At 58.4% G+C, this 19,979-nt stretch carries 18 protein-coding genes; 9 read left to right on the plus strand and 9 right to left on the minus strand.

The genetic code is table 11. The features are described from left to right. Positions 1-8 precede the first annotated feature (8 nt). The gene (locus QBL02_RS03985) at positions 9-1,748 is read left to right on the plus strand and encodes a GAF domain-containing protein (protein WP_282725060.1); all 1,740 of its coding nucleotides are present in this window, start codon (positions 9-11) and stop codon (positions 1,746-1,748) included. Between the two features lie 256 nt (positions 1,749-2,004). After that, the gene (locus tag QBL02_RS03990; protein ID WP_282725061.1) at positions 2,005-3,522 is read left to right on the plus strand and encodes an APC family permease; all 1,518 of its coding nucleotides are present in this window, start codon (positions 2,005-2,007) and stop codon (positions 3,520-3,522) included. 53 nt (positions 3,523-3,575) lie between these two features. On the opposite strand, the gene QBL02_RS03995 is transcribed toward QBL02_RS03990, so the two are convergent. The 4 genes from QBL02_RS03995 to QBL02_RS04010 form a co-directional block, all read right to left on the minus strand. Further along, positions 3,576-4,670 (minus strand): Zn-dependent alcohol dehydrogenase, encoded by a 1,095-nt coding sequence (locus tag QBL02_RS03995; RefSeq protein WP_282725062.1) that lies wholly within the window; start codon positions 4,668-4,670, stop codon positions 3,576-3,578. A gap of 88 nt (positions 4,671-4,758) precedes the next feature. Next, a complete protein-coding gene (locus QBL02_RS04000; protein WP_282725063.1) occupies positions 4,759-5,562 on the minus strand; it encodes a gamma-glutamyl-gamma-aminobutyrate hydrolase family protein in 804 nt (267 codons plus the stop codon). A 115-nt stretch (positions 5,563-5,677) separates the two neighbouring features. Next, entirely contained in the window at positions 5,678-7,069 is a 1,392-nt protein-coding gene (locus QBL02_RS04005; RefSeq protein ID WP_282725064.1) for an aspartate aminotransferase family protein, read from the minus strand. 65 nt (positions 7,070-7,134) lie between these two features. After that, the gene (locus QBL02_RS04010; protein ID WP_282725065.1) at positions 7,135-8,634 is read right to left on the minus strand and encodes a CoA-acylating methylmalonate-semialdehyde dehydrogenase; all 1,500 of its coding nucleotides are present in this window, start codon (positions 8,632-8,634) and stop codon (positions 7,135-7,137) included. A 232-nt stretch (positions 8,635-8,866) separates the two neighbouring features. On the opposite strand from QBL02_RS04010, the gene QBL02_RS04015 reads away from it, so the two are divergent. Next, positions 8,867-9,649, plus strand: coding sequence for an FCD domain-containing protein (locus QBL02_RS04015; protein WP_282725066.1), 783 nt, complete (start codon positions 8,867-8,869; stop codon positions 9,647-9,649). 15 nt (positions 9,650-9,664) lie between these two features. On the opposite strand, the gene QBL02_RS04020 is transcribed toward QBL02_RS04015, so the two are convergent. Both QBL02_RS04020 and QBL02_RS04025 read right to left on the minus strand, forming a co-directional pair. After that, positions 9,665-10,789 (minus strand): HAMP domain-containing sensor histidine kinase, encoded by a 1,125-nt coding sequence (locus tag QBL02_RS04020; RefSeq protein ID WP_282725067.1) that lies wholly within the window; start codon positions 10,787-10,789, stop codon positions 9,665-9,667. Then, entirely contained in the window at positions 10,786-11,496 is a 711-nt protein-coding gene (locus tag QBL02_RS04025; protein WP_282725068.1) for a response regulator transcription factor, read from the minus strand. The genes QBL02_RS04020 and QBL02_RS04025 overlap by 4 nt, the downstream gene beginning before the upstream one ends. A gap of 149 nt (positions 11,497-11,645) precedes the next feature. On the opposite strand from QBL02_RS04025, the gene QBL02_RS04030 reads away from it, so the two are divergent. The 5 genes from QBL02_RS04030 to QBL02_RS04050 are packed head-to-tail and all read left to right on the plus strand — an operon-like array spanning position 11,646 to position 15,870. Beyond that, entirely contained in the window at positions 11,646-12,122 is a 477-nt protein-coding gene (locus QBL02_RS04030) for a hypothetical protein (protein ID WP_282725069.1), read from the plus strand. A 42-nt stretch (positions 12,123-12,164) separates the two neighbouring features. Next, the gene (locus QBL02_RS04035) at positions 12,165-13,298 is read left to right on the plus strand and encodes a peptidoglycan-binding protein (protein WP_282725070.1); all 1,134 of its coding nucleotides are present in this window, start codon (positions 12,165-12,167) and stop codon (positions 13,296-13,298) included. Beyond that, positions 13,295-13,984 (plus strand): ABC transporter ATP-binding protein, encoded by a 690-nt coding sequence (locus QBL02_RS04040; RefSeq protein WP_282725071.1) that lies wholly within the window; start codon positions 13,295-13,297, stop codon positions 13,982-13,984. The genes QBL02_RS04035 and QBL02_RS04040 overlap by 4 nt, the downstream gene beginning before the upstream one ends. After that, positions 13,981-15,216, plus strand: a complete 1,236-nt coding sequence (locus QBL02_RS04045; RefSeq protein ID WP_282725072.1) for an ABC transporter permease — start codon at positions 13,981-13,983, stop codon at positions 15,214-15,216. Before QBL02_RS04040 ends, QBL02_RS04045 begins: the two co-directional genes overlap by 4 nt. 15 nt (positions 15,217-15,231) lie before the next feature. Continuing rightward, the gene (locus QBL02_RS04050) at positions 15,232-15,870 is read left to right on the plus strand and encodes a M15 family metallopeptidase (protein ID WP_282725073.1); all 639 of its coding nucleotides are present in this window, start codon (positions 15,232-15,234) and stop codon (positions 15,868-15,870) included. 9 nt (positions 15,871-15,879) lie between these two features. Here the strand turns inward: QBL02_RS04050 and QBL02_RS04055 are convergent, their stop codons facing one another. The 3 genes from QBL02_RS04055 to QBL02_RS04065 are packed head-to-tail and all read right to left on the minus strand — an operon-like array spanning position 15,880 to position 19,342. After that, positions 15,880-16,797, minus strand: a complete 918-nt coding sequence (locus QBL02_RS04055) for a DMT family transporter (protein ID WP_282725074.1) — start codon at positions 16,795-16,797, stop codon at positions 15,880-15,882. A 41-nt stretch (positions 16,798-16,838) separates the two neighbouring features. Continuing rightward, entirely contained in the window at positions 16,839-18,263 is a 1,425-nt protein-coding gene (locus QBL02_RS04060) for a PLP-dependent aminotransferase family protein (protein ID WP_282725075.1), read from the minus strand. A 35-nt stretch (positions 18,264-18,298) separates the two neighbouring features. After that, a complete protein-coding gene (locus tag QBL02_RS04065; protein WP_282725076.1) occupies positions 18,299-19,342 on the minus strand; it encodes a GNAT family N-acetyltransferase in 1,044 nt (347 codons plus the stop codon). A gap of 154 nt (positions 19,343-19,496) precedes the next feature. On the opposite strand from QBL02_RS04065, the gene QBL02_RS04070 reads away from it, so the two are divergent. Continuing rightward, positions 19,497-19,979, plus strand: coding sequence for a DUF523 domain-containing protein (locus tag QBL02_RS04070; protein ID WP_282725077.1), 483 nt, complete (start codon positions 19,497-19,499; stop codon positions 19,977-19,979).

Genomic DNA, 19,979 nt, shown 5'->3' on the forward strand with positions numbered 1-19,979 from the left:
AGGATCACGTGGAATCCCCCGAACTCACGCAGCAGCATGCAGAGGTTGCGTTCGCACAGCGGCGAGCAGATGTGCTCTCTGAATTGATGAGGGTGTTCACTCTCGGAAAAGAGCCGGCTGAGCTCGTTGAGGCCGCCGTGAACCTGGTCGCACGCGCAACCGGCGAGATGAGTGTCTTTGTCTACTTTTGGGACCCCGAATCGGAGCGCCTCGCGCTTCGCACTATGACACACGCGGATAAGGGGTTTCTCGCCAACGGCATTCAAATGCGCCTGGGCGAGGGAATCACCGGCTGGAGTGCACTGCACCGAAAGCCCGTGATGATCAACCAGAATTTTCACGAGGATCCCAGATTCTTCGGCATTGACGGCGTTGACGAGAGTGAATTCTCTGCGGTGCTCACCGCCCCTATTTATGACGATGAAGCCCTCTATGGCGTATTCGCCATGTATTCCACCGAGCCGAATACTTTTGGCAATGATGAGCTGGCGATCGCAGAAGAGGTGGGTCTGCTGCTTGCGAGCGGTTTGAAGCGAGCGCGAACGGTGCGCGAGCTCGAACTGCAATCTGCGACCGCCCGCTTTCTCATCGATCTGCCTCCACTTTCTGGGGTATCGTTTCCGGCCGCGGCCCAAGAGTGCACGCGACGCATTCTTTCGCTGCTCGACGCTGATGCCTGCATTATTGACTATGTCGGCTGGCTTTCGATGGCCACTGAGCCGATCGCCGTGGCCGAGCGGCTCGGCGATCCAGAGCATCCGAAGGTATGGCTCAGCCACTCGAAGCATCAGGCTCGTGATGTTGAGAAACGTTACGAGAGCAAGGGGTTTGACCAGATCTCGGCTTCACTCGGCTACGGAATCTCGCACGGTGTGCTTACTTGCTTTCGATCACGTAAATTCACGAAAGAAGAGACCGATCGGCTGAACATGTTGGCCACTCAGGTCGGTGTGCTGATTGAGAACATTGGGGTCGCCCCGAACCGGGCTGCGCAGATGATGTCGCTGCTCGCTTCGGATCGCGAAGATCAGATGCTCGAAAGTTTGCGTTACCTCGGCTGGAAGGGCAACGGCTTTGTTCCGGTGCTGGTGCAGGTAAAGCGTCTGGGTTCAGACGTTGAAACCTTCGGCCGTTTTGTGCAAGAAACAGTGCTGAGCGAGCTTGGCCCTGAGACTCTGCTTGCCCAATCTGGCACCCTGGTGGTGCTGTTGCTGCAAGTGGACCAGAGCGCACCAGAGTCTTCTGCGCGCAATCGGGTAAACCAGTGGCTCGCAAGACTCGAACAGACCATCGGCATGAGCGCCGACATTGGCATTGGTCAAAGCACGATTCGCAGCAATAGCATTCGGAACTCTTTCATTCAGGCGCGGGCGGCGCTCGCCTGGGCGAGCTTCTCGTCGACGCGCAAGGCCCCGCAATTGATGGATTTTGATTCGATTCGGGCGGTGCGCGATCTGCCTCGTTTGGTCTATGAGTTGAGCTCTGGCGTGCAGCGGTACTGCGAGGTGCTCAGCCCGTTGCTGCAGTATGACCAGCAGCACGGCACACAATTGGTCGAGACCATTGAAACGTTTGCGCTGCACGGAGGCTCGGTCGTCAATGCTGCTGAGGCCCTGTTCATTCACCGCAATACGCTGCGACAGCGGCTGGCTCGTGTCTCTGGTTTGCTTGAAGAAGACCTCTGGCAGGAAAGCCACTGGCCTGAGGTTTTACTTGCGGCCAGATTGCTTCGACAAGAAGTCTTTTAGCGTGCGATTTTGATGTTCGAAACGCTGGATCGCGGCCCCGCATGCGGCGTTCGATGAGTGCTGCAATCGCACTTTTCACTAAATGGCAAGCCCTTAATATGGTCAATTTATCCATACGCTATCAAGGATCTCCACACTTCGATCCTGTCGAGGCAAATTCCTTGCCCTATTTTCTCAGCCCAAATACAGTGTCCGTAATCTGTGGAACAGATCGCACCCTTCGGGGTGGATATTGTCTTGAAACGAGGATGTAGAAATGACGACAATGAAGTCACCTCCTGTGCAAGAGTTTCAAAAGAAACTCGGCCTCAAGGATGTCATCGCGCAGAGCCTTTCGGTCATGGCGCCCGCAATGTCGGGGGCGTTCATTACCTACCAAGCTGCGATCAAGGCAGGTGGGGCAACGCCGCTCTCCTTCTTGCTCGGCGCGGTCGGCATGCTGTGTGTTGGCACGGTTGTGGCGCTTTTCGCAAAAACGATCTCTTCATCGGGATCGATGTACACCTATCTCAGCAAGGGAGGTAGCCGCACCACCGGTTTTGTTGGCGGTTGGGCCTATGTCGCTGCATACCTGCTCTTCGCAAGTGGCGTGCTCGCAGGCTTCGGCTTTTTCATGTCAACGCTGGTTGAACTACTCTTTGGCGGCGCAGTTGCCTGGTACTGGTTCACGCTGATCGGCATTGGCATCATTGCGATGTTGAACTTCTTCAACGTGGCAGTCTCAACCCGAAATCAGTTGATCTTCCTGCTCGTAAGCATGGCGATCATGTTGACTGTTTCGTTCATTGTGATCGGCATTGGCACGCCAGCTGTAAGCGTGGTCGATGGCACCACACCAATCGCTTCAGCAGGCAGCCACTTCGACTTCTCAGTATTCTGGCCGCCAGCTGCAGGCGTACCTTGGATGGGCGTGTTCTTCGGCATGGGATTTGCCATGCTTTCCTTCGTTGGTTCTGAGTCATCTGCGTCGCTCTCAGAAGAGACCAAAGATGCAAAGCGCAATATTCCGCGTGCGGTGATTGGTTCGGTCATCATTGCGGGCCTCTTCTACCTGATCGTAACCATCGCCACCGCAATCGGCTTTGGCGTAGAACAGGCAGCAACCGACTGGCCGCTCGCTGCCACCGGTCTTGCCGCCGTTGCCCCGAACACGCTCAGCTCGGCACTCGTGCTCGCCTCAGCGGCCGGCGCAAGCCTGTTCTGTGCACTTGGCTTGCACACGGCAACCTCGCGAGTGTTGTTCGCGATGGGACGCGAGGGCGTACTGCCTTCGGGTCTCGGCCGGCTGCACTCGCGCTGGAACACTCCCTGGAACTCGATGCTGCTCGTCATCATCTTGATTGTGCTGCTGATTGGTGGCCCAGTGCTACTCACCCCCTACGACGCACAGGTGGCGCTTGTCGGCGGCATTGACGACCACACCACGGGTGGCCAGTACGCGTTCTCGCTCCTGCTGAATTACGGCACCCCAGTCGTCATTTTTGTGTACGTCATGCTCGGCTTCACCGCGATCCTGCACGGCATTCGCAACCGGGCACCGAAGTTCGTCTTCGCCGGCGCCGCTGCAGCGGTGTTCTCAATCGTGGCGATCATTGGCGGCCTGTACTTCGCGTTCGTACCGTCGGAGCCAGGTGCTGAGATTCCGTTCGCAACCCGCATTGTGCCGTGGGTTGGTGTTGGCATTCTCCTGGTCGGACTCGCTCTTGCCGCGTGGATCCGCTCGACCCGCAAGCAGGTCTGGTCAAACATGGGCCACATGTTCGACGACCTCTAAACCGGCAAACACTAAAGGCCCCGTCCAGTTGGACGGGGCCTTTAGTGTTTGCGCTAGTTCTGCTGATCGAAAATGATCAGATCGCGAAGAGCTTCACCCTTACGCATCGAATCGAACCCGATATTCACATCTTCAAGCTCGATACGCGAGCTCACCATCTCTTCAAGCAGGAGACGACCGTCAAGATACATCTCAACGTAGCGAGGCATTGCCAGACGGAAGTTCTGCGCTCCCATGTAGGCACCCTGAATCCGGCGGTCGTCAAGCAGCAAGCGCCCCTGCACAGGGAAGGTGCGACCGGCAGGCATCAGACCAATAATGGTTGCTACACCCCCGACGCCAAGGCACTCAAGCGCGGCGGTTGCGGTTGAAGCGACTCCAACGGCTTCGAGCGCGTGATCGATTTCACCCTTTGCAAGCTCTTTGATCTGCTCGGCCAAGTCACGGTCGGGGTCTGGTGCGAGAGTGGCGGTCGCACCGAGCGTCTTCGCGACACCTAATTTGTCGGCGTTGAGGTCAACCGCGATGATCTCTGAAGCGCCGGCGATCCGGGCCCCCTGAATCGCACTCAAGCCGATTCCGCCGCAGCCAAGGACCACCACAGATTGCCCAGGCTGCACCTTCGCCTTATTGAACACGGCTCCAAGCCCCGTAGTTACTCCGCACCCGATCAGTGCTGCCAGATCGAGCGGCATCCGCTTATCAATTCGCACGACCGCCCGCTCATGCACCAGCAACATTTCAGCAAAGCTTGAGACGTTCAAGAACTGGTGCATCTCTTGGCCGTCACGACTCAGGCGAGGGGCATCGCTGGGATCACGCAAACTCATCGGGCTTTCGCACAGATATGAGCGCCCGGCGAGGCAGCGCTCACAGTGCCCGCAAAATGTTGCGAGGCAGGTGATGACGTGATCCCCCGGCTCAAAATCGACAACTTCGCTGCCAACTTCAAGCACCACACCAGCCGACTCGTGGCCGAGCACCGAGGGGCGAGGAATGTCAAAGACGCCATTGAGGTGGTTCAGATCGCTATGGCAAAGACCAGCAGCGACTGTACGAATCAGTACCTCGTTCGGGCCAACGGCACCAACTTCAACGTCTTGAATGACCAGGTCAGAACGACCCTCTTCAAATACTGCAGCTTTCATTTCGGTTTCTCCTCTATGAGGTTGAGCCGAACGGCACTCGGCGTCGAGGCCGCTCGGCGATGGTGAATAGATTTGGTGCGGCGAAGCGCTACCGACTTACAGCGGCCCGCTCGTCGCGGCGAACCGCGCAGAGCCGCACGAAACTCTTAAAAATTCCCTCGTGCGGGCGAGCTTCTGGATGCCACTGCACAGCGACGAGTCCGCGCCCGAGGTCTTCGACGCCCTCAATCGTGCCGTCTTCGGCCACTGCCGAAACGATGAGGCCCTCGCCAAGACGATCAATCGCCTGGTGATGGTAGGTCGCCACGTCGGCATGTTCCCCCACCGCGTCTCGCAGCCAAGTGCTCTCAAGCGTTCGTACTGGATGCTCACCGAAACCGGTCGAGATGGGGTTGTGCACATCGCTGCCAACATGAGGCGGCAAATGCTGAATCAGCGTGCCGCCGAGCACGGTGTTCATCATTTGCAGACCGCGGCAAATCCCAAACACGGGCACCTGCGCAGCGATGGCAGCGCGCAAGAGGGCGCTTTCCCAAGCATCTCTCGGGCGGTCAAAGGGGCCAGATTTTGGCGATGCGGGTGCCGCATAAAGCTCCGGATCGACGTCAGAACCGCCGGCAAGAGTGAGCCCGTCGAGCATCGAAATCAGATGCGCCGCCTCCGCGTCTAGGTCGCTGTCCATGTCGGGAGTGACCGGCAACAGCACAACCGAAGCTCCCGCATTGCGCAGGTGGGCGGTGTAGCCGTATGACAGCAGGTGCGACTTTCCCTCCCAGATTCGCCAGGTTGCGTGCTCGATCGGAGCAGGAATCCCGATAACAGGCCGAACTCTTTCACTGCTCGCCTTGGCAGCACCTTCTTGGTTGGCAGCGGGAGAAGCTACATTGCTCATTCCTGAGTACCTTTCATTGATTTATGTCTGCACCACAATCGGCGCGACACGGTGGTGTCTAGTGAGAGACAGGGGCCCGCCTCTAAAACGAGACGGGCCCCTGTCTGCAGCATGGTTATGCTTCGGTTGAATACGAATCCGCGATGTTCAACACTTCATCGAGAATGTCGAGACCCTTCACTAGGTCTTCCTCGCTGATGATGAGTGGTGGCGCAAATTGCAGTCGGTTGAAGTGTGCGAATGGCCACAGCCCCGCACTCTTACATGCGGCAATCACCGCGTTCATCGGCGCTGCCGCTTCGCCACTCGCGTTGTATGGCACGAGAGGTTCGCGGGTGTTGCGATCCTTCACCAATTCGAGCGACCAGATCATTCCCTTGCCGCGGTATTCACCTAGCGAGGGGTGACGCTCTGCGAACTCAGCCAGACGCGGTGCGATCACGCGCTCGCTCAAATCTCGCACATGCTCCATCACGCCCTCATCTTCGAAAATATCGAAGGTGGCTACGCCCGAGGCACACGCAAGCGGATGCCCCGAGTAAGTGAGTCCGCCGGGGAAAGCGCGATCCTCGAAGCTCTTGTGAATTTCTTCTGAAACCACAACCCCACCGAGCGGCAGGTAACCCGAGTTCACGCCCTTTGCGAAGGTGACCAGATCTGGGTTGACCCCAAAGGCCTGAAACGCGAACCACTCGCCGGTGCGGCCAAAGCCCACCATTACTTCGTCGCAGATCATCACGATGCCGTACTTGTCGCAAAGCTCGCGCACACCTGGCAGGTAACCGGGTGGCGGCACCAGCACACCGTTGGTACCGGTGATTGTTTCGAGAATGATCGCAGCGATAGTGTGCGGGCCTTCGAGCTGAATCGTGCGTTCCAGCTCGGCGAGTGCGCGCTCCGACTCTTCTTCTGGCGTGCTTGAGTAGAACGGCGAACGGTAGAGGTACGGACCCTCGAAGTGCACCACACCCGCATCGAGCGTGCCATTGGCCCAGCGACGTGGTTCACCTGTCATGGTGATCGCCGTTGCTGTTGAGCCGTGATACGAACGGTAACGAGCGAGTACCTTTTGCCGACCGGTGTGCTGGCGAGCCATTCGCACCGCGTACTCGTTGGCATCAGCGCCACCATTGGTGAAGAACACCGACCGGGCACCCTCAAACGAGCGCTCAACAATGCGCTTGGCCAATTCACCGCGCACATCGTTTGCCACTGCCGGCTGAATCGTCGCGAGGCGCGCTGCCTGGTCTTGAATCGCCTGCACCATTCGCGGGTGCTGGTGGCCGAGGTTCAGGTTGACCAGTTGCGACGAGAAATCGAGATATTCGTTGCCGTCGTAATCCCAGAAACGTACTCCCTCACCCTTCGCAATAGGCAGCGGGTTGATGGCGCCCTGCGCCGACCACGAGTGGAAGACGTATTGGCGATCATTTGCGCGTACTTCGCGCTGTGCATCGTTGTCGCCGAAGCTCTGCGCGTTGCCGTGCAGATCCACGTAATCTGACATTCGTGCGTTCCTTTCAGTGTGCATCGGTCGCGCCATCGCGCCGATCGAGTGAATATCGTCGCGAGCTACATCGTTGGCATAACGAAGCTCGCGCCCTCCTTGATGCCTGATGGCCAACGGCTGGTTACCGTCTTGGTCTTGGTGTAGAAACGGAACGCGTCGGTGCCGTGCTGGTTCAAATCACCGAAGCCCGACTTCTTCCATCCACCGAAGGTGTAGTACGCAATTGGCACTGGAATTGGCACGTTCACGCCGACCATGCCCACATTCACTCGAGCGGTGAAATCGCGAGCGGTGTCGCCGTCGCGGGTGAAGATCGCCACACCATTGCCGTACTCGTGGTCGCTGGCAAGCGCGAGCGCCTCGTCGTACGACTCGGCACGAAGAATCGCGAGCACTGGGCCAAAGATTTCTTCGCGGTAGATTTTCATGTCCTTGGTGACATTGTCGAAGAGGGTTGGTCCGAGGTAGAAGCCCTGCTCATGTCCGGGCACCACATATCCGCGACCATCGGCGATCAGCGTTGCACCTTCGTCGATGCCTGCCTGAATGTAGCTTTCGACGCGCTCTTTCGCCTCGGCGGTGACCACTGGGCCGTAGTCCGAGAGCGGATCGAGCGCTGGGCCGACCTTCAGTTCGCTTACCCGCTGCGCAAGCTTTGCAGAGAGTGCTTCTGCGGTTTGCTGTCCGACTGGGACCGCAACCGAGATTGCCATGCAACGCTCGCCAGCCGAACCGTAGCCCGCACCGATCAGTGCGTCAGCAACCTGATCGAGGTCAGCATCTGGCATCACGATCATGTGGTTCTTTGCGCCGCCGAAGCACTGCGCACGCTTTCCGTTTGCTGCCGCGGTCTCGTAGATGTACTGCGCAATTGGGGTTGAGCCGACAAAGCCGATTGCTTTGATCCGGTCGTCGTTCAAGAGGGCATCAACTGCGTCTTTGCCGCCATTCACGACGTTGCACACACCCGCCGGCAGCCCGGCCTCGATGAGCAGCTCTCCAAGGCGTAGTGGGACCGATGGGTCGCGCTCCGATGGCTTCAAGATGACAGCGTTACCTGCGGCGAGCGCCGGTCCCATCTTCCACAGCGGAATCATCGCTGGGAAGTTGAATGGTGTGATGCTGGCGACTACGCCGAGGGGCTGGCGCATCGAGTACACGTCGATACCGGTGCCGGCTGCGGTGGTGTATTCGCCCTTCAGCAGGTGGGGTGCACCGAGCGCGAACTCGATTACTTCGACTCCACGCTGAATGTCGCCCTTGGCATCTTCGAAAGTCTTGCCGTGCTCAATAGAGATCATACGAGCGAGCTCATCGGTGTCGCGCGCAATTAGTTCGAGGAAACGCATCAGCACGCGAGCGCGTCGCTGCGGGTTCGTTGCGCCCCAGGCGGGCTGTGCTGCCTCGGCTACGGCGATAGCTTCTGCGACTTCTTCTTTGCTTGCGATGGGCACGCGGGCCTGCACATCGCCGGTGCTTGGGTTGAACACGTCAGCGAAATTACCTGAGGTGCCCTCAATGTGCTCTCCGCCTACGAAGTGGGTCAGTGTACGAATGGTCATATTTTTTAATTCCTTTCGGATCAAAAGGTGCATCATGTGCCACATCGCACCGAGCATTGACCTTATTATTCAATGAGTTCAAGGAGAAAAGCAATGGTATTACCAATGGAGTTTTAGGACTGCATATGGCCTTTTTGCACACCCAAAAGCGGCCGATTCAGAGAGCACAAAATCGGGCGCGACAGATGTGCGACCTCTACACTTACGGCAAGAGCAATTCAAGGAGTCTTAGTTGGCACATCTCGAAGAACGCGCCAGTGCACCAGAGCCGGGCATTGCGGATCGAACCGAGCTTGATTTTCCGGCCATTCCGGGGCTCGCTGAAGGCACTCCGCTGACGAACCCGTTCGAGCAGGTCATGGCACATTTGGTTTCGCTGATGCGTAGCGGTGTGCTCCCCTACGGCACTCGGTTGCCCTCTGAACGCGATCTCAGTGAGCATTTTGAAGTGAGTCGGGTGACTCTTCGAGCGGTCATTCGCACGTTGCAGCAATCCGGCTACCTGAAAACCGTGCGCGGCCGAAGTGGCGGCAGCACAGTGATCTGGCAAGCCGACGTCGACCCTGCAGAAGTGCCGGCACCAAGGCTTAGCCCCGCAATGAAAGAACGTCTGCTCGATAGCCTGACGTTCCGATCAATTCTTGAACCGGGCGCGGCAGAACTTGCGGCTTCACGTCCCTTGACTGAGTCCCAGTGTGAAACCCTGAAACAGCATCTGGCATCAGTGCATGCTGCCGGCATGAATGCGCGCATTCCAGACGCTGAATTGCACGGATACATTGGCGAGCTGAGCGGCTGCAGGGCCCTGGCCGAATCGATCGAGAACATGCAGCTGCTCTTGAACGAGCAGCTCATGAAGGTGTTGCCCGAGATCGGTCCGGCCATGGATCACTCGAACGAACAACACGAACGAGTTGTCGCCGCAATTCTGAATGGTGACCCGGTGACCGCGCGCCAAGTTATGCATGACCACGTTGAGGCCACGAGAGAGCTCATCGTCGGGTTCTTACAGTAATTCTGGCCCTAGCTACTATCGAGCCGCTTCGGGCACGAGCGCAAAACGAACCACAGCCCGAAGTCCGCCCTCTGCGCGAGGCTGCAATTCAAGCTCCCCCTGCTGGGAAGCCACAATCCGCTCGGCAATTGCCAAGCCAAGGCCAAGCCCTGCATGGTCGCTATTTTGCGCGCGCACTCGTTCGCCGCGACGCACAAACAGCTCACGCGTTTGAGCGACAAACTCGGCGTCGAGCTTTGCGCCCGTGTTTTCAATCACGAGAACAGCAGAGTCGGCCTCGCAGGAGAGCGCCACGTCGAGCAGCCCACCCTCGTCGAGATTATGCACGATGGCGTTTTGCACCAGGTTGCTCACGAGTTGGTGCGCGAGGGGGGTGGATACCAGCACCATTGCGCTATCGACATCAAGGCCGACTTCGATCCCCCGCTTCGAGGCGAGCGGGATCAACTCTTCAACGGCTTCTTCGACCACAAGTGAGAGGTCACTTACACTGCGCTCGATTTCGGTGAATTCCACCTCGTGCAGCAGCAATAGTGCATCAACGAGGGCGATGGCCCGCTCGTTCACACCGGTGAGTTTGCCCAACAACTCAGGGTCGGGGTCTGCTCCTGACGAACTCGCGTTTTCGAGCAATGCTCGGGTGGATGCGAGGGGTGTGCGCAGTTCGTGCGAAGCGTTTGCGACAAAAGTTTGTTGCGAGTGGAGCAGCGCTTCAAGACGGTCGAGCATCGTGTCAAAAGAGTCTGCGAGCACCGTCATTTCGTTTTCGGCGCCGGGCAAATTCACTCTGCGAGTCAGGTCGCCGGCACGCACCTGTTCTGCCACAGCTTGCATTTGAGAGAGCGGCGCCAGCACACGAAACGAGGCGAACCACGCTACGAACAGGCCAACTGCCACCAGGCCGACGAAAGCGATTGTCACTCGTGGCACAAATTCACGCAGTACGTCTCGGCGTGATGGCACGAAGTGATTGCCGTCCCAGGTGTAGACAGCTTCGGCAGGTATGTAGCGGATCAGAAACGCCCACACGACAAATAGTACGAGAGCGCAACTCACCACCAGAATCCCGGTGAACACGAGAGCCAGTTTCACTTTCGTACTCACACCGCGCACGCGTCCGACCTGTGCTGCTGAGCTCATTTCGCGCCTCCGTCATGCGTCTCGGCGCCTGTCTCGGCAGCACTTGCTTCAGCCTCAATGCGGTAACCGACCCCGGCAACTGTTGAGATGACCCAGGGTTCACCGAGGCGTTTTCGAAGACCAGAAAGAGTGACGCGCACCGCGTTGGTGAAGGGATCGGTGTTCATATCCCAAGCTTTTTCAAGCAGTTCTTCTGCACTCACGACGCCACCTTGCGCTTCGACCAGAATTGCGAGCACGGCAAACTGTTTTTTGGTGAGTGAAATGTATCGCCCGTCGCGGTAGACCTCCCGACGGAAGGTGTCGAGCTTGATACCTGCGATTTCTTGCACGGTGTCGCGTTTTGAGCTGCGGCGCCGATGTAAAGCTCTTAAACGCAAGACCAGCTCACGTCGCTCAAAAGGTTTGGTGAGGTAGTCGTCGGCGCCGCTTTCAAAACCGAGTTCTTTTGCGGCGAGACTGCGCGCGGCTGTGAGCATCAAAATCGGCACGTTTTTGCCTTCGGCAATGATCTGGCGAGCCACCTCATCGCCAGAGATACCCGGCAGGTCACGATCGAGCACAACTGCGTCGTACTCGTTGATCGAAAGCAACTCAAGCGCGAGTTCACCCGTTGGCGCAATATCTGCGGCAATGGCTTCATAGTTCAAACCGTCGCGCACACTTTCCGCGAGCAGTTCCTCGTCTTCAACGATTAACACTCTCATATCGACCACGTTACGCGGCCAGGTGTTTCGAAAACCTAAAGCGGCACATAAGAAAAACGTAACGATGCCTGATTACGCTGCCGAAACGGGCACTTTGCTCGAATGGATCTTGCCGCAAGTGCGGTGCATTCCCTTCGAGAGGATCCCCTATGAACACCCTGACAAAACGCCTCACTCTTGTCATTGGCGCAGCCGTGTTGCTCATCGGCCTGCCTGCTTGCAGTGCTGCCTCAAGCCAAAGCGCTGAGGGCGCGACGGCAGAGGGCGGCTCAAACACAGTCACTGATGAAAACTTCAGCGCTGAGCGCGACAAGTACGACCTGAAGCTCGCAGGATGCCTGCGCGACAAAGGCTTTGACGTGAAAGATCCTCGCCCCGGTGAAGGAATCACCGAAGACTCTCCAGAGATTCGCGAAGCAGCTTCCGTCTGCATGGCGGAGCTGGGCGATCCACCGACACCAGCGATTAAACCGGGAAGCCCAGAGTACGAAAAACAACAGCGCGCTTTTATTTCTTGTCTGCGGGAGCGGGGCAATGACGTCACCGAACCAAAACAAGATGAGGCCCTCTCGATTCCAGAAAGCGTAACTGACGAAGATCTCGCCGCCTGCGATCTCGTCGCCTAATCGCAACGCCGCCGCCCGGGCCTAACAAGAAAGTCAATTGCAATGCCTCACGCCATCGAACTTGAATCAGACATTGATCGTTCTGAAGTATCCAGCACTAAAAAGAAGCCAAAGCGCTTACTAGTGATCTCGATCAGTGCTGTCTGCTTGCTCGCGGTTGTGGGCGGCGGCGCTTTCGCCTACGCAAGCTTCGCTACGCCGAGCGAAAGCGCGGTGCAGCCGGCGACCAAGGTGAGCACTGAAAGCATCCAGTCAGGCCAGCTCAAGGCAGAAACCACCGTGCCAGGCACCCTAGATTTCGCAGCTCCCGCGAGCATGCTTGCGACAACGACCGGCACCCTCACCTATCTACCGTCGGCAGGTGCCGTCTTGCATGCTGGCGAGGCGATCTATCGCGCCGACCAGCAACCGGTGATTTTGATGACCGGAGCGATGCCTGCCTGGCGCGATTTCGAGCCAGGCATGAACCCCGGTGATGACGTGACACAGTTGCAGCAGAATCTCGGCGCGCTCGGCTACTTCGATGGTGAGGCCGATGGCCGCTACACCTGGGGCACCCGCGAGGCGGTGTACGACTGGAAGAAAGACGTTGGCTTTGAACCCGACTATTCGCTCAGCAGAAGTTCAATTATCTTCGCGAGCGGTTCGATTCGGATCGACAGCATTGAGCCAAGCATCGGCAGCTCGGTGGCTCCAGGCACCAAATTGTTTGGGATCACCAGCCCAAGCAAGATGGTGACCGCCGACGTGCCAATCAAAAACGCAGAAATTGCGGTTGCGGGCACCCCGGTCACGATTGATCTGCCAAATGGCAGTTCAACTACGGGCACCATCGCGAGTGTTGGTAGTCCGACTGAACGCACTCAAGACAACAAAAAGACAGTCGTCTTGCCAATCAGTGTTGCGCTCTCAGACCAGGAGGCACTCGGTCAGCTCACCAAAATATCCGTCACGCTGCACTTCGAACAGGTGGTTCGCGAAGACGTGCTGAGTGTTTCAGTCGATGCGCTCGTGCCCATTGCAGAGGGAAAATTCGCGCTCGAGCTGCCCCGCAAGTCGGCGGACGCAGAGCGCAAGCTTCTGCCCGTCGAACTCGGCATCTTCGCCGCCGATCGCGTGGAAGTGTCTGGCAAAGGCATCAAAGCGGGCCTCGAAGTAACGGTACCCGTGCAATGAACCATGTAATACGTGTGACAGATGTCTCAAGAAGCTACGGCACCCCGCCGGTAGCCGCACTTTCAAAGATCAACTTTGAGGTGCAGCAGGGCGAATTTGTGGCGATCGTTGGCACAAGTGGGTCGGGCAAGTCGACGCTGTTGAACATTCTCGGCACCTTGGATCGCCCAAGCAGCGGCACGGTAGAGATTAACGGCATCGATACTGGGGCGCTGAACGACAATGAACTCTCCGCCTTACGCGCGAGTGGCATTGGCTTCGTGTTTCAACAATTTCATCTTCGCGAGGGAGTGAGTGCGCTAGGGAACGTCGCTGATGGCCTGCTCTATTCGGGAATCCCAAAAGCAGCCCGCGAGGAGCGCGCACTGCTCGCTCTCGAAAAGGTCGGCCTTGGCCATCGGGTCTCACACCGACCAAACGAAATGTCTGGCGGAGAGCGCCAGCGGGTAGCGATCGCGCGCGCAGTGGTTGGCGATCCACCGCTTCTTTTGGCAGATGAACCAACCGGAAACCTTGATTCCCGTTCAAGCGACACCATTGTCGCGCTGCTGCGCGAACTCAACGCTGACGGTACGAGCGTGCTCATGATTACGCACGACCCGGCTCTCGCCGAGAGCGCACCCCGACGCATCACTATTTCTGACGGCAACTTGATTTCAGATGTAAAGGGCGGTGGATCGCAATGACCCGTGCCACAGAATCCTTGATGGGCGAAACGAGCACGCAGCAGCAGGCTCCCCAGCGCTCGTTGCTCTTACCAGCGGATATGCTGCGCCTCGGCCTGGTGGGGCTCAAAGCGAAACCTGTTCGTACTGCGCTCTCTGCGCTCGGCGTCGCAATCGGCGTGGCTGCCATGGTCGCAGTGCTCGGCATCTCGGCATCGAGTCAGGCGAAATTGCAGGCGACACTTGCTGAGCTTGGCACCAATCTTTTCACCATCGAAGCGAACAAGAACATGAGCGGCGATGACACTGTGTTGCCGGAACGCGCGCACGGCAGGCTTGACCGGCTCGACGGCGTGCAGGGCTCAGCTGCACTCGCAAATCTTCCCGAGGCCTCTGTGTATCGCAACTTGCACGTTGACCCGTCACACAATGGCGGAATCTCAGTTGCCGCTGCGAGCCCGGAACTTCACGATGTGGTCGCGGCGAAATTGGCACAGGGCACATGGTTCAGTGAGGCAACGAGCGCTCAACCAAGCACTGTGCTTGGGGCGACGACAGCTGAACGGCTCGGGGTCACTTCACCCAATGTGAATGTCTGGTTGGGCGGTATGGATGTCAGAGTAATCGGCATTCTTGAACCGGTTGCGTTAGCCCCAGAACTTGATACCTCAGCGCTTGTCGGCCCGGCTTTTGCGAGTTCCCAATTGGAGTTTGCTGGTCACCCGAGCAGGCTTTATCTGCGAATTGACGAGACTCAGATTGATCAGGTGCGCGGCCTTGCACCGGCTGCAATTCGACCCGACCAACCCGGCGCAATCGCCATGTCGCGACCCTCTGACGCGCTCGCCGCAGCGGCGGCTGCCGATGAGGTGTTCACGAGCATGATGCTCGGTCTTGGTTCGATCTCGTTGCTTGTTGGTGCGATTGGAATTGCAAACACCATGATCATCTCGGTGATTGAGCGTCGCCGCGAAATTGGTCTACGGCGAGCACTTGGGGCTACCAGGAGTCATGTTCGGCTGCAGTTTGTGTGCGAGGCGCTTGTGTTGTCTGGGCTGGGTGGCGCTGCTGGGATCACTATCGGGGTGCTGGTGACTACCGGAGTTGCCGCTTTCAATGGCTGGAGTCCGACGGTTCCCGGCAATGTGTTGCTCATCGCGGCGGTGGCCACTCTCGGTGTTGGTGCGGTTGCCGGGCTGTACCCGGCGGTACGAGCTTCACGCACCCCGCCGACTGCTGCCCTCAATGGATAAGTGATGGAGAATCTTATGAATACCCTGCCAAAACAGCACCGCGAGACCTGGCTACCGGCAAGCCGACGCAGACGCAGACGCGGTCTTTTGCTCGTGCTGATCATCGCTATTGCGCTCGTCACCACGGCCATTTTTGCGATTGTGTATCTGCAGCACTCACTCCTGAATCGCAGCGAAACCCCGGCGTTTGGGGTTGAGCAGGGCGGAGAACCTCAAGATTTTTCGGGCGGTTCGGAGCTATCGGTGTTTGACGGAGATAACCCAATGGTTGGCAATCTTGACCCCGAGCTGCGGCAGGCTCTTGAAGCCGCCGCCAATGATGCCGCCGGTTCGGGGGTACATTTTGAGGTGAATAGCGGTTGGCGCACTGTTGAAGAGCAAGAGCGGCTTTTTGCCGAAGCTGTGGAACAGTACGGTTCTGAACGCGAGGCTGCCCGGTGGGTCGCACCACCAACCTCGATGCATGTGCAGGGCAAGGCAGTTGATATTGGTCCGATGACCGCGACCGATTGGCTCGCACAGTTTGGTTCAGACTACGGTCTCTGCCAGACCTATTCGAACGAGCTTTGGCATTACGAGTTTGTTGCCGAGGCTATCGATAACGGCTGCCCAGTTGCTTATGCAGATGCGAGCGAGGATCCTCGCCTGTATTAGCGAGTTGCACTAGAGCTGTCGAGAGCGAACCGCGAGCAGGGCGCATGCGATGACTGCTACGCCGCCGATGATCGTGCCGATGCTGATCGATTCGTGCAGCAGCAGCGCGGCCCAAAGAATGCTCATCACAGGTTGTGCCAACTGGGTTTGGCTGACGTGCGCCATCGGCCCGATCGCGAGCCCTCGATACCATGCGAAGAATCCGAGGAACATTGAGACAACAGCGAGATACGCGAACGAGAGCCACTGCACCGGAGTGCCTGTCGGTGGCTGCTGCACCATCGAAATGGCAGTGAGCAGGGCCATGAGGGGTGCAGCGAGCACCAGCGCCCAAGACACTGTTTGCCAGGCGCCAAGTTCGCGCGCAAGTAATCCTCCCTCCGCGTAACCGATAGCGGCAGCAATCACTGCGCCAAAAAGGTAGAGGTCGGCAGTGTGCAGGCTGCCGAAGCCTCCGCTGTGCAGCACCGCAAACACGATTGCCGCAATCGCGCCAAGTCCGGCAGCAAGCCAGAATGAAAGCCGTGGCCGCTCCCCTGTTCGCAGCACGGCGACGACAGCTGTGGCGGCTGGCAGGAGAGCGATCACCACTGCTCCGTGACTAGCTGGCGCGGTGGTCATGGCGAAGGAAGTGAGCAGCGGAAACCCGATAACAACGCCACCCGCGACTACCGCGAGCCGGAACCACTGCACGCCCTTTGGAAAGCGCTGCCGCGTGATGCCAAGTGCGATGGCCGCCAATAGTGCCGCGATGACCGCTCGGGCGGCACCGACAAAGAGCGGTGACATGGCCCCGTCAGCGACTGCGACTCTGGTGAGCGGCACGGTGAATGAGAACGCGGCCACTCCGAGCAAACCCCACCAGAGGCCGTTTCGAGACGATAACGGTTGTTTCAATTCAGCGATAGCGCTACTCTGATTATTCATAAATCAGGATAGCACTTTGCTATTCAGTAGGCCACTTGCACTCAGCCAGAAGCATCAAGCTGCTGTCGCATTGCTGCACCAATTACGGCGGTTCCCTCAGTAAAGCGCGCTGGATCAGGCCCGGCGTAATTCAGCCGAACAAAGTTACCTGGCTGCTCAGCCGGAAACCACTCGCTCCCGGCAGCAATCAGCACACCGCGCCGTTCACACTCTTGCACCAGGCGTGGCAAATCAATCTCATCAGGCAACTGCACCCAGAGGTTAAGTCCGCCGCGGGGCAGGTGATCCAGCGTTGCCTGCGGCATAAAACGCGTGACGCCCGAGGCGAGCAGATCACGGCGCTCGCGCAATTGCCCGCGCAGGGAGCGCAGGTGCGAACGCCAGGCCGGCTGCAACACCACCTCTAGCGCGGCAGCCTGCAACATCCCGCTCACATACATTGATTCAGCATTACGATCAGCTTGCAAACGCTCGCGCACGGGTCCCCGCGCGATCACCGCGCCGATTCTCACAGCAGGCGAAACACTCTTGGCCAGTGAACGAATATAAATGATGTGGCCGGTGTCGTCATACGCAGCCATCGGGGTCGGCTCATTGTCAATGCCGAAATCTTTGGCCCAATCGTCTTCAATCAAAAACGCACCCTGAGCTCGCACGACCGAAAGCATCTTCTCTCGGCGCGAAGGCGACCACTGCGCCCCGGTCGGGTTCGCATAGTTTGGCTGAGCATAAAACACTTTTGCGCCGCTCTCAGCAAAAGCTGCCTCAAGATCTGCCGGCTCCGGCCCCTCGGGGCCGCTTGGAATCGGCACAATTGTCACTCCCGCTTGAGCGGCAGCCAAGATCGCCCCCCAATAGCTGGGTGACTCCATAATCACAGGCTGGCCGGCACCCGCGAGAACACGAAAAATGCTGCTGAGCGCGCTCTGAGTTCCCGGCACCACCAGCACGTCCCGAGCAGCCACCGGGGTTACTCCAGAGGGCGTCACCGAGGCCAGCTCACTCGCAAACCAGGCCTGCAATTCAGGCAGACCGCCCGCCGGTGACTTTACTATGGCAGCATCACCACGAGCCGCCCGAACGAGCGCCGCCCGAACCGCCCGCTCTGGCAAAAGTTCCTTAGCGGGATAGCCAGCGTGCAGAGAAATCTTGTCGACAGCGGTTTCACGCAATGGCGCGGAGAGTGCCGGCAGCGGGTGCGCGGCCGAACGCAGCGCACCCGTCTGCCACGAAAAATCGAGCGGGCGCGCCGCTGCACGCCGTCCTAGCGCGAAGCTGCCAGACCCCGGGCGACTTTCCACGAGGCCGAGCGCGACAAGCATCCGCATGGCCTTCTGCACCGTTACCGGGCTCGCTTCGTAGCGCTCAGAAAGCTCTCTGCTCGAAGGCAAACGAGCGCCTGCGGGAGCGGTTTCAAGCCACACTCGCAGGTCAGCCACGATTCGGTCAGCGCTACTCAAATTCATTGCTGTTCAGAGTAGCAAGCGATGGGTTTTGAGGCTCAGAATTGTTTGGTGAGCGAAAGCGAGCGACTCTTCTCCCGGAACCCAAGATGCTCATACAAGCCGTTCGCGCCGGTTGGGCTGTCACTGTCAACGTCAAGCACTGCCCGTTCAAGGCCTGCCGCTTTGAGCTGAGCTAGAGCACGCGTAAGCAAACCTTGTGCGATTCCTTTGCCGCGCCAATCACGCAAAACTCCGAGACCCGAGATGTAGCCGAAGCTGAAGCCGTTGGCCTGCCATTCTTCCTCAGAGATTTCGACAGTCAGCACGCCAGCAACTTGCTCGCTGCCGTCGTCTAGAGTCACCACGGCGACGGTACTTAGCTCTGGCTTGAAGCTTTCTAGACGCTCGCCCGATTCCCACTCATCTTTTGAAGCTGGCTGGCTGCCCCAGTGGTCGCGAAACGCGTCGTTCATCGCGATCCTTGCTGGTTCTGACCACTCTGCAGAGTAAGGCTCAAATCTCACGCCCTCGGCGAGAGAGCGCACGGGCAGATCATCGCCGAGCACTCGTTGCATGCTGAGCCACCAACGAGTTGGCAAGTAACCAGCGCCCTTCAGCAAAGCGAGCGGCGCGCTCGCATCGGCTTCAGCGTGAGTGTTGAGCCAGCCCGGCAGAGTCAAAGGTGAAGCGGCAAGCTGCTGCAAGCCGCGCGCTTCTTGCCAGGCGAGCAATGCGCGCCCGATCCCCTCACGACGGCGCTCAGGATGCACGCAGCCGTTCAGGTAGACATTCACGAGCGTCTCAGCTTCGTCATCCATAAACGATTCAGCGTGAGCGACGGCGCGACCCTCGGTATCAAAAGCGATCAGGCTATCGAGTTTTGCATCAAAACTTGGGGTCGCAAAGCTCTCCTCAAGTTCGTCAAGCGTCGTCACACTCTCGGGCGAATCGACCGCGTTGCACAAGTTTTGGAGCACAAGAAGTGCCGGCAGATCAGCATGCTCAAGCGATCGCCAGGTGAGGTCGTCAAAACCAGTAGGAATTACCGGTTGTGCCGTTAACTGAATCCTCTCAGAGAGAGGCAATTGGGTGTGGTTCATTTGGTCTCCCATTCAAGACAACGCCCTTTTCGGTTCCAAGCTATCGTCTGAAAACCTGCGCATCGGCTGAGAAAAACAATGCTGTGTTGCCGATCTGGCAACTGCCTAGCCAATCGATAGGCCGAAGTTCAGCCGTGAGCTGTAGCTTCTTGGTATGACCTCGCACAGCACCTCACGGCCCATTCTTGTGAGCTCCTGCCTTGCGGGAGTGCCATGTCGATACGATGCGCGCTCGCGTCCAGACGCCGAAATTGTGCGAGCCGTTACAGAAGGCAGAGCGATCCCTGCCTGCGCCGAACAACTCGGCGGGCTGCCCACCCCTCGCCCCACCGCCGAAATCGCTCACGGCGACGGCGAAGACGTGCTGAACGGCCGCGCCCGAGTAATTTCCATCGAGGGAGAAGACTTCACCGACGAATTCATTGCAGGTGCAGCCGCTGTCACTCAGCTTGTTCGCGAGCACGAAATAACTGAGGCGGTGCTGCAGGCCAAAAGCCCCTCGTGTGGTTGCGGCGCAATTTACGACGGCACGCACAGCGGTGAGGTAGTCGAAGGTGACGGGGTACTAGCTGCAATGCTCAAGCGTGAAGGCATCAGAGTGATACCGGTACGCGGGGCGCGTCAAGAGCAGAACTGA

The sequence above is a fragment of the Leucobacter sp. UT-8R-CII-1-4 genome (assembly GCF_030010235.1).
GTDB lineage: Bacteria > Actinomycetota > Actinomycetes > Actinomycetales > Microbacteriaceae > Leucobacter.

What these genes read in the sequence shown, in the direction of transcription:
- QBL02_RS03990 (WP_282725061.1), top strand. Translation starts at nt 2,005, where the DNA reads ATGACGACAATGAAGTCACCTCCTGTGCAAGAGTTTCAAAAGAAACTC.
- QBL02_RS03995 (WP_282725062.1), bottom strand. Translation starts at nt 4,670, where the DNA reads ATGAAAGCTGCAGTATTTGAAGAGGGTCGTTCTGACCTGGTCATTCAA.
- QBL02_RS04000 (WP_282725063.1), bottom strand. Translation starts at nt 5,562, where the DNA reads ATGAGCAATGTAGCTTCTCCCGCTGCCAACCAAGAAGGTGCTGCCAAG.
- QBL02_RS04005 (WP_282725064.1), bottom strand. Translation starts at nt 7,069, where the DNA reads ATGTCAGATTACGTGGATCTGCACGGCAACGCGCAGAGCTTCGGCGAC.
- QBL02_RS04010 (WP_282725065.1), bottom strand. Translation starts at nt 8,634, where the DNA reads ATGACCATTCGTACACTGACCCACTTCGTAGGCGGAGAGCACATTGAG.
- QBL02_RS04020 (WP_282725067.1), bottom strand. Translation starts at nt 10,789, where the DNA reads ATGAGCTCAGCAGCACAGGTCGGACGCGTGCGCGGTGTGAGTACGAAA.
- QBL02_RS04025 (WP_282725068.1), bottom strand. Translation starts at nt 11,496, where the DNA reads ATGAGAGTGTTAATCGTTGAAGACGAGGAACTGCTCGCGGAAAGTGTG.
- QBL02_RS04030 (WP_282725069.1), top strand. Translation starts at nt 11,646, where the DNA reads ATGAACACCCTGACAAAACGCCTCACTCTTGTCATTGGCGCAGCCGTG.
- QBL02_RS04035 (WP_282725070.1), top strand. Translation starts at nt 12,165, where the DNA reads ATGCCTCACGCCATCGAACTTGAATCAGACATTGATCGTTCTGAAGTA.
- QBL02_RS04040 (WP_282725071.1), top strand. Translation starts at nt 13,295, where the DNA reads ATGAACCATGTAATACGTGTGACAGATGTCTCAAGAAGCTACGGCACC.
- QBL02_RS04045 (WP_282725072.1), top strand. Translation starts at nt 13,981, where the DNA reads ATGACCCGTGCCACAGAATCCTTGATGGGCGAAACGAGCACGCAGCAG.
- QBL02_RS04050 (WP_282725073.1), top strand. Translation starts at nt 15,232, where the DNA reads ATGAATACCCTGCCAAAACAGCACCGCGAGACCTGGCTACCGGCAAGC.
- QBL02_RS04055 (WP_282725074.1), bottom strand. Translation starts at nt 16,797, where the DNA reads ATGAATAATCAGAGTAGCGCTATCGCTGAATTGAAACAACCGTTATCG.
- QBL02_RS04060 (WP_282725075.1), bottom strand. Translation starts at nt 18,263, where the DNA reads ATGAATTTGAGTAGCGCTGACCGAATCGTGGCTGACCTGCGAGTGTGG.
- QBL02_RS04065 (WP_282725076.1), bottom strand. Translation starts at nt 19,342, where the DNA reads ATGAACCACACCCAATTGCCTCTCTCTGAGAGGATTCAGTTAACGGCA.
- QBL02_RS04070 (WP_282725077.1), top strand. Translation starts at nt 19,497, where the DNA reads ATGACCTCGCACAGCACCTCACGGCCCATTCTTGTGAGCTCCTGCCTT.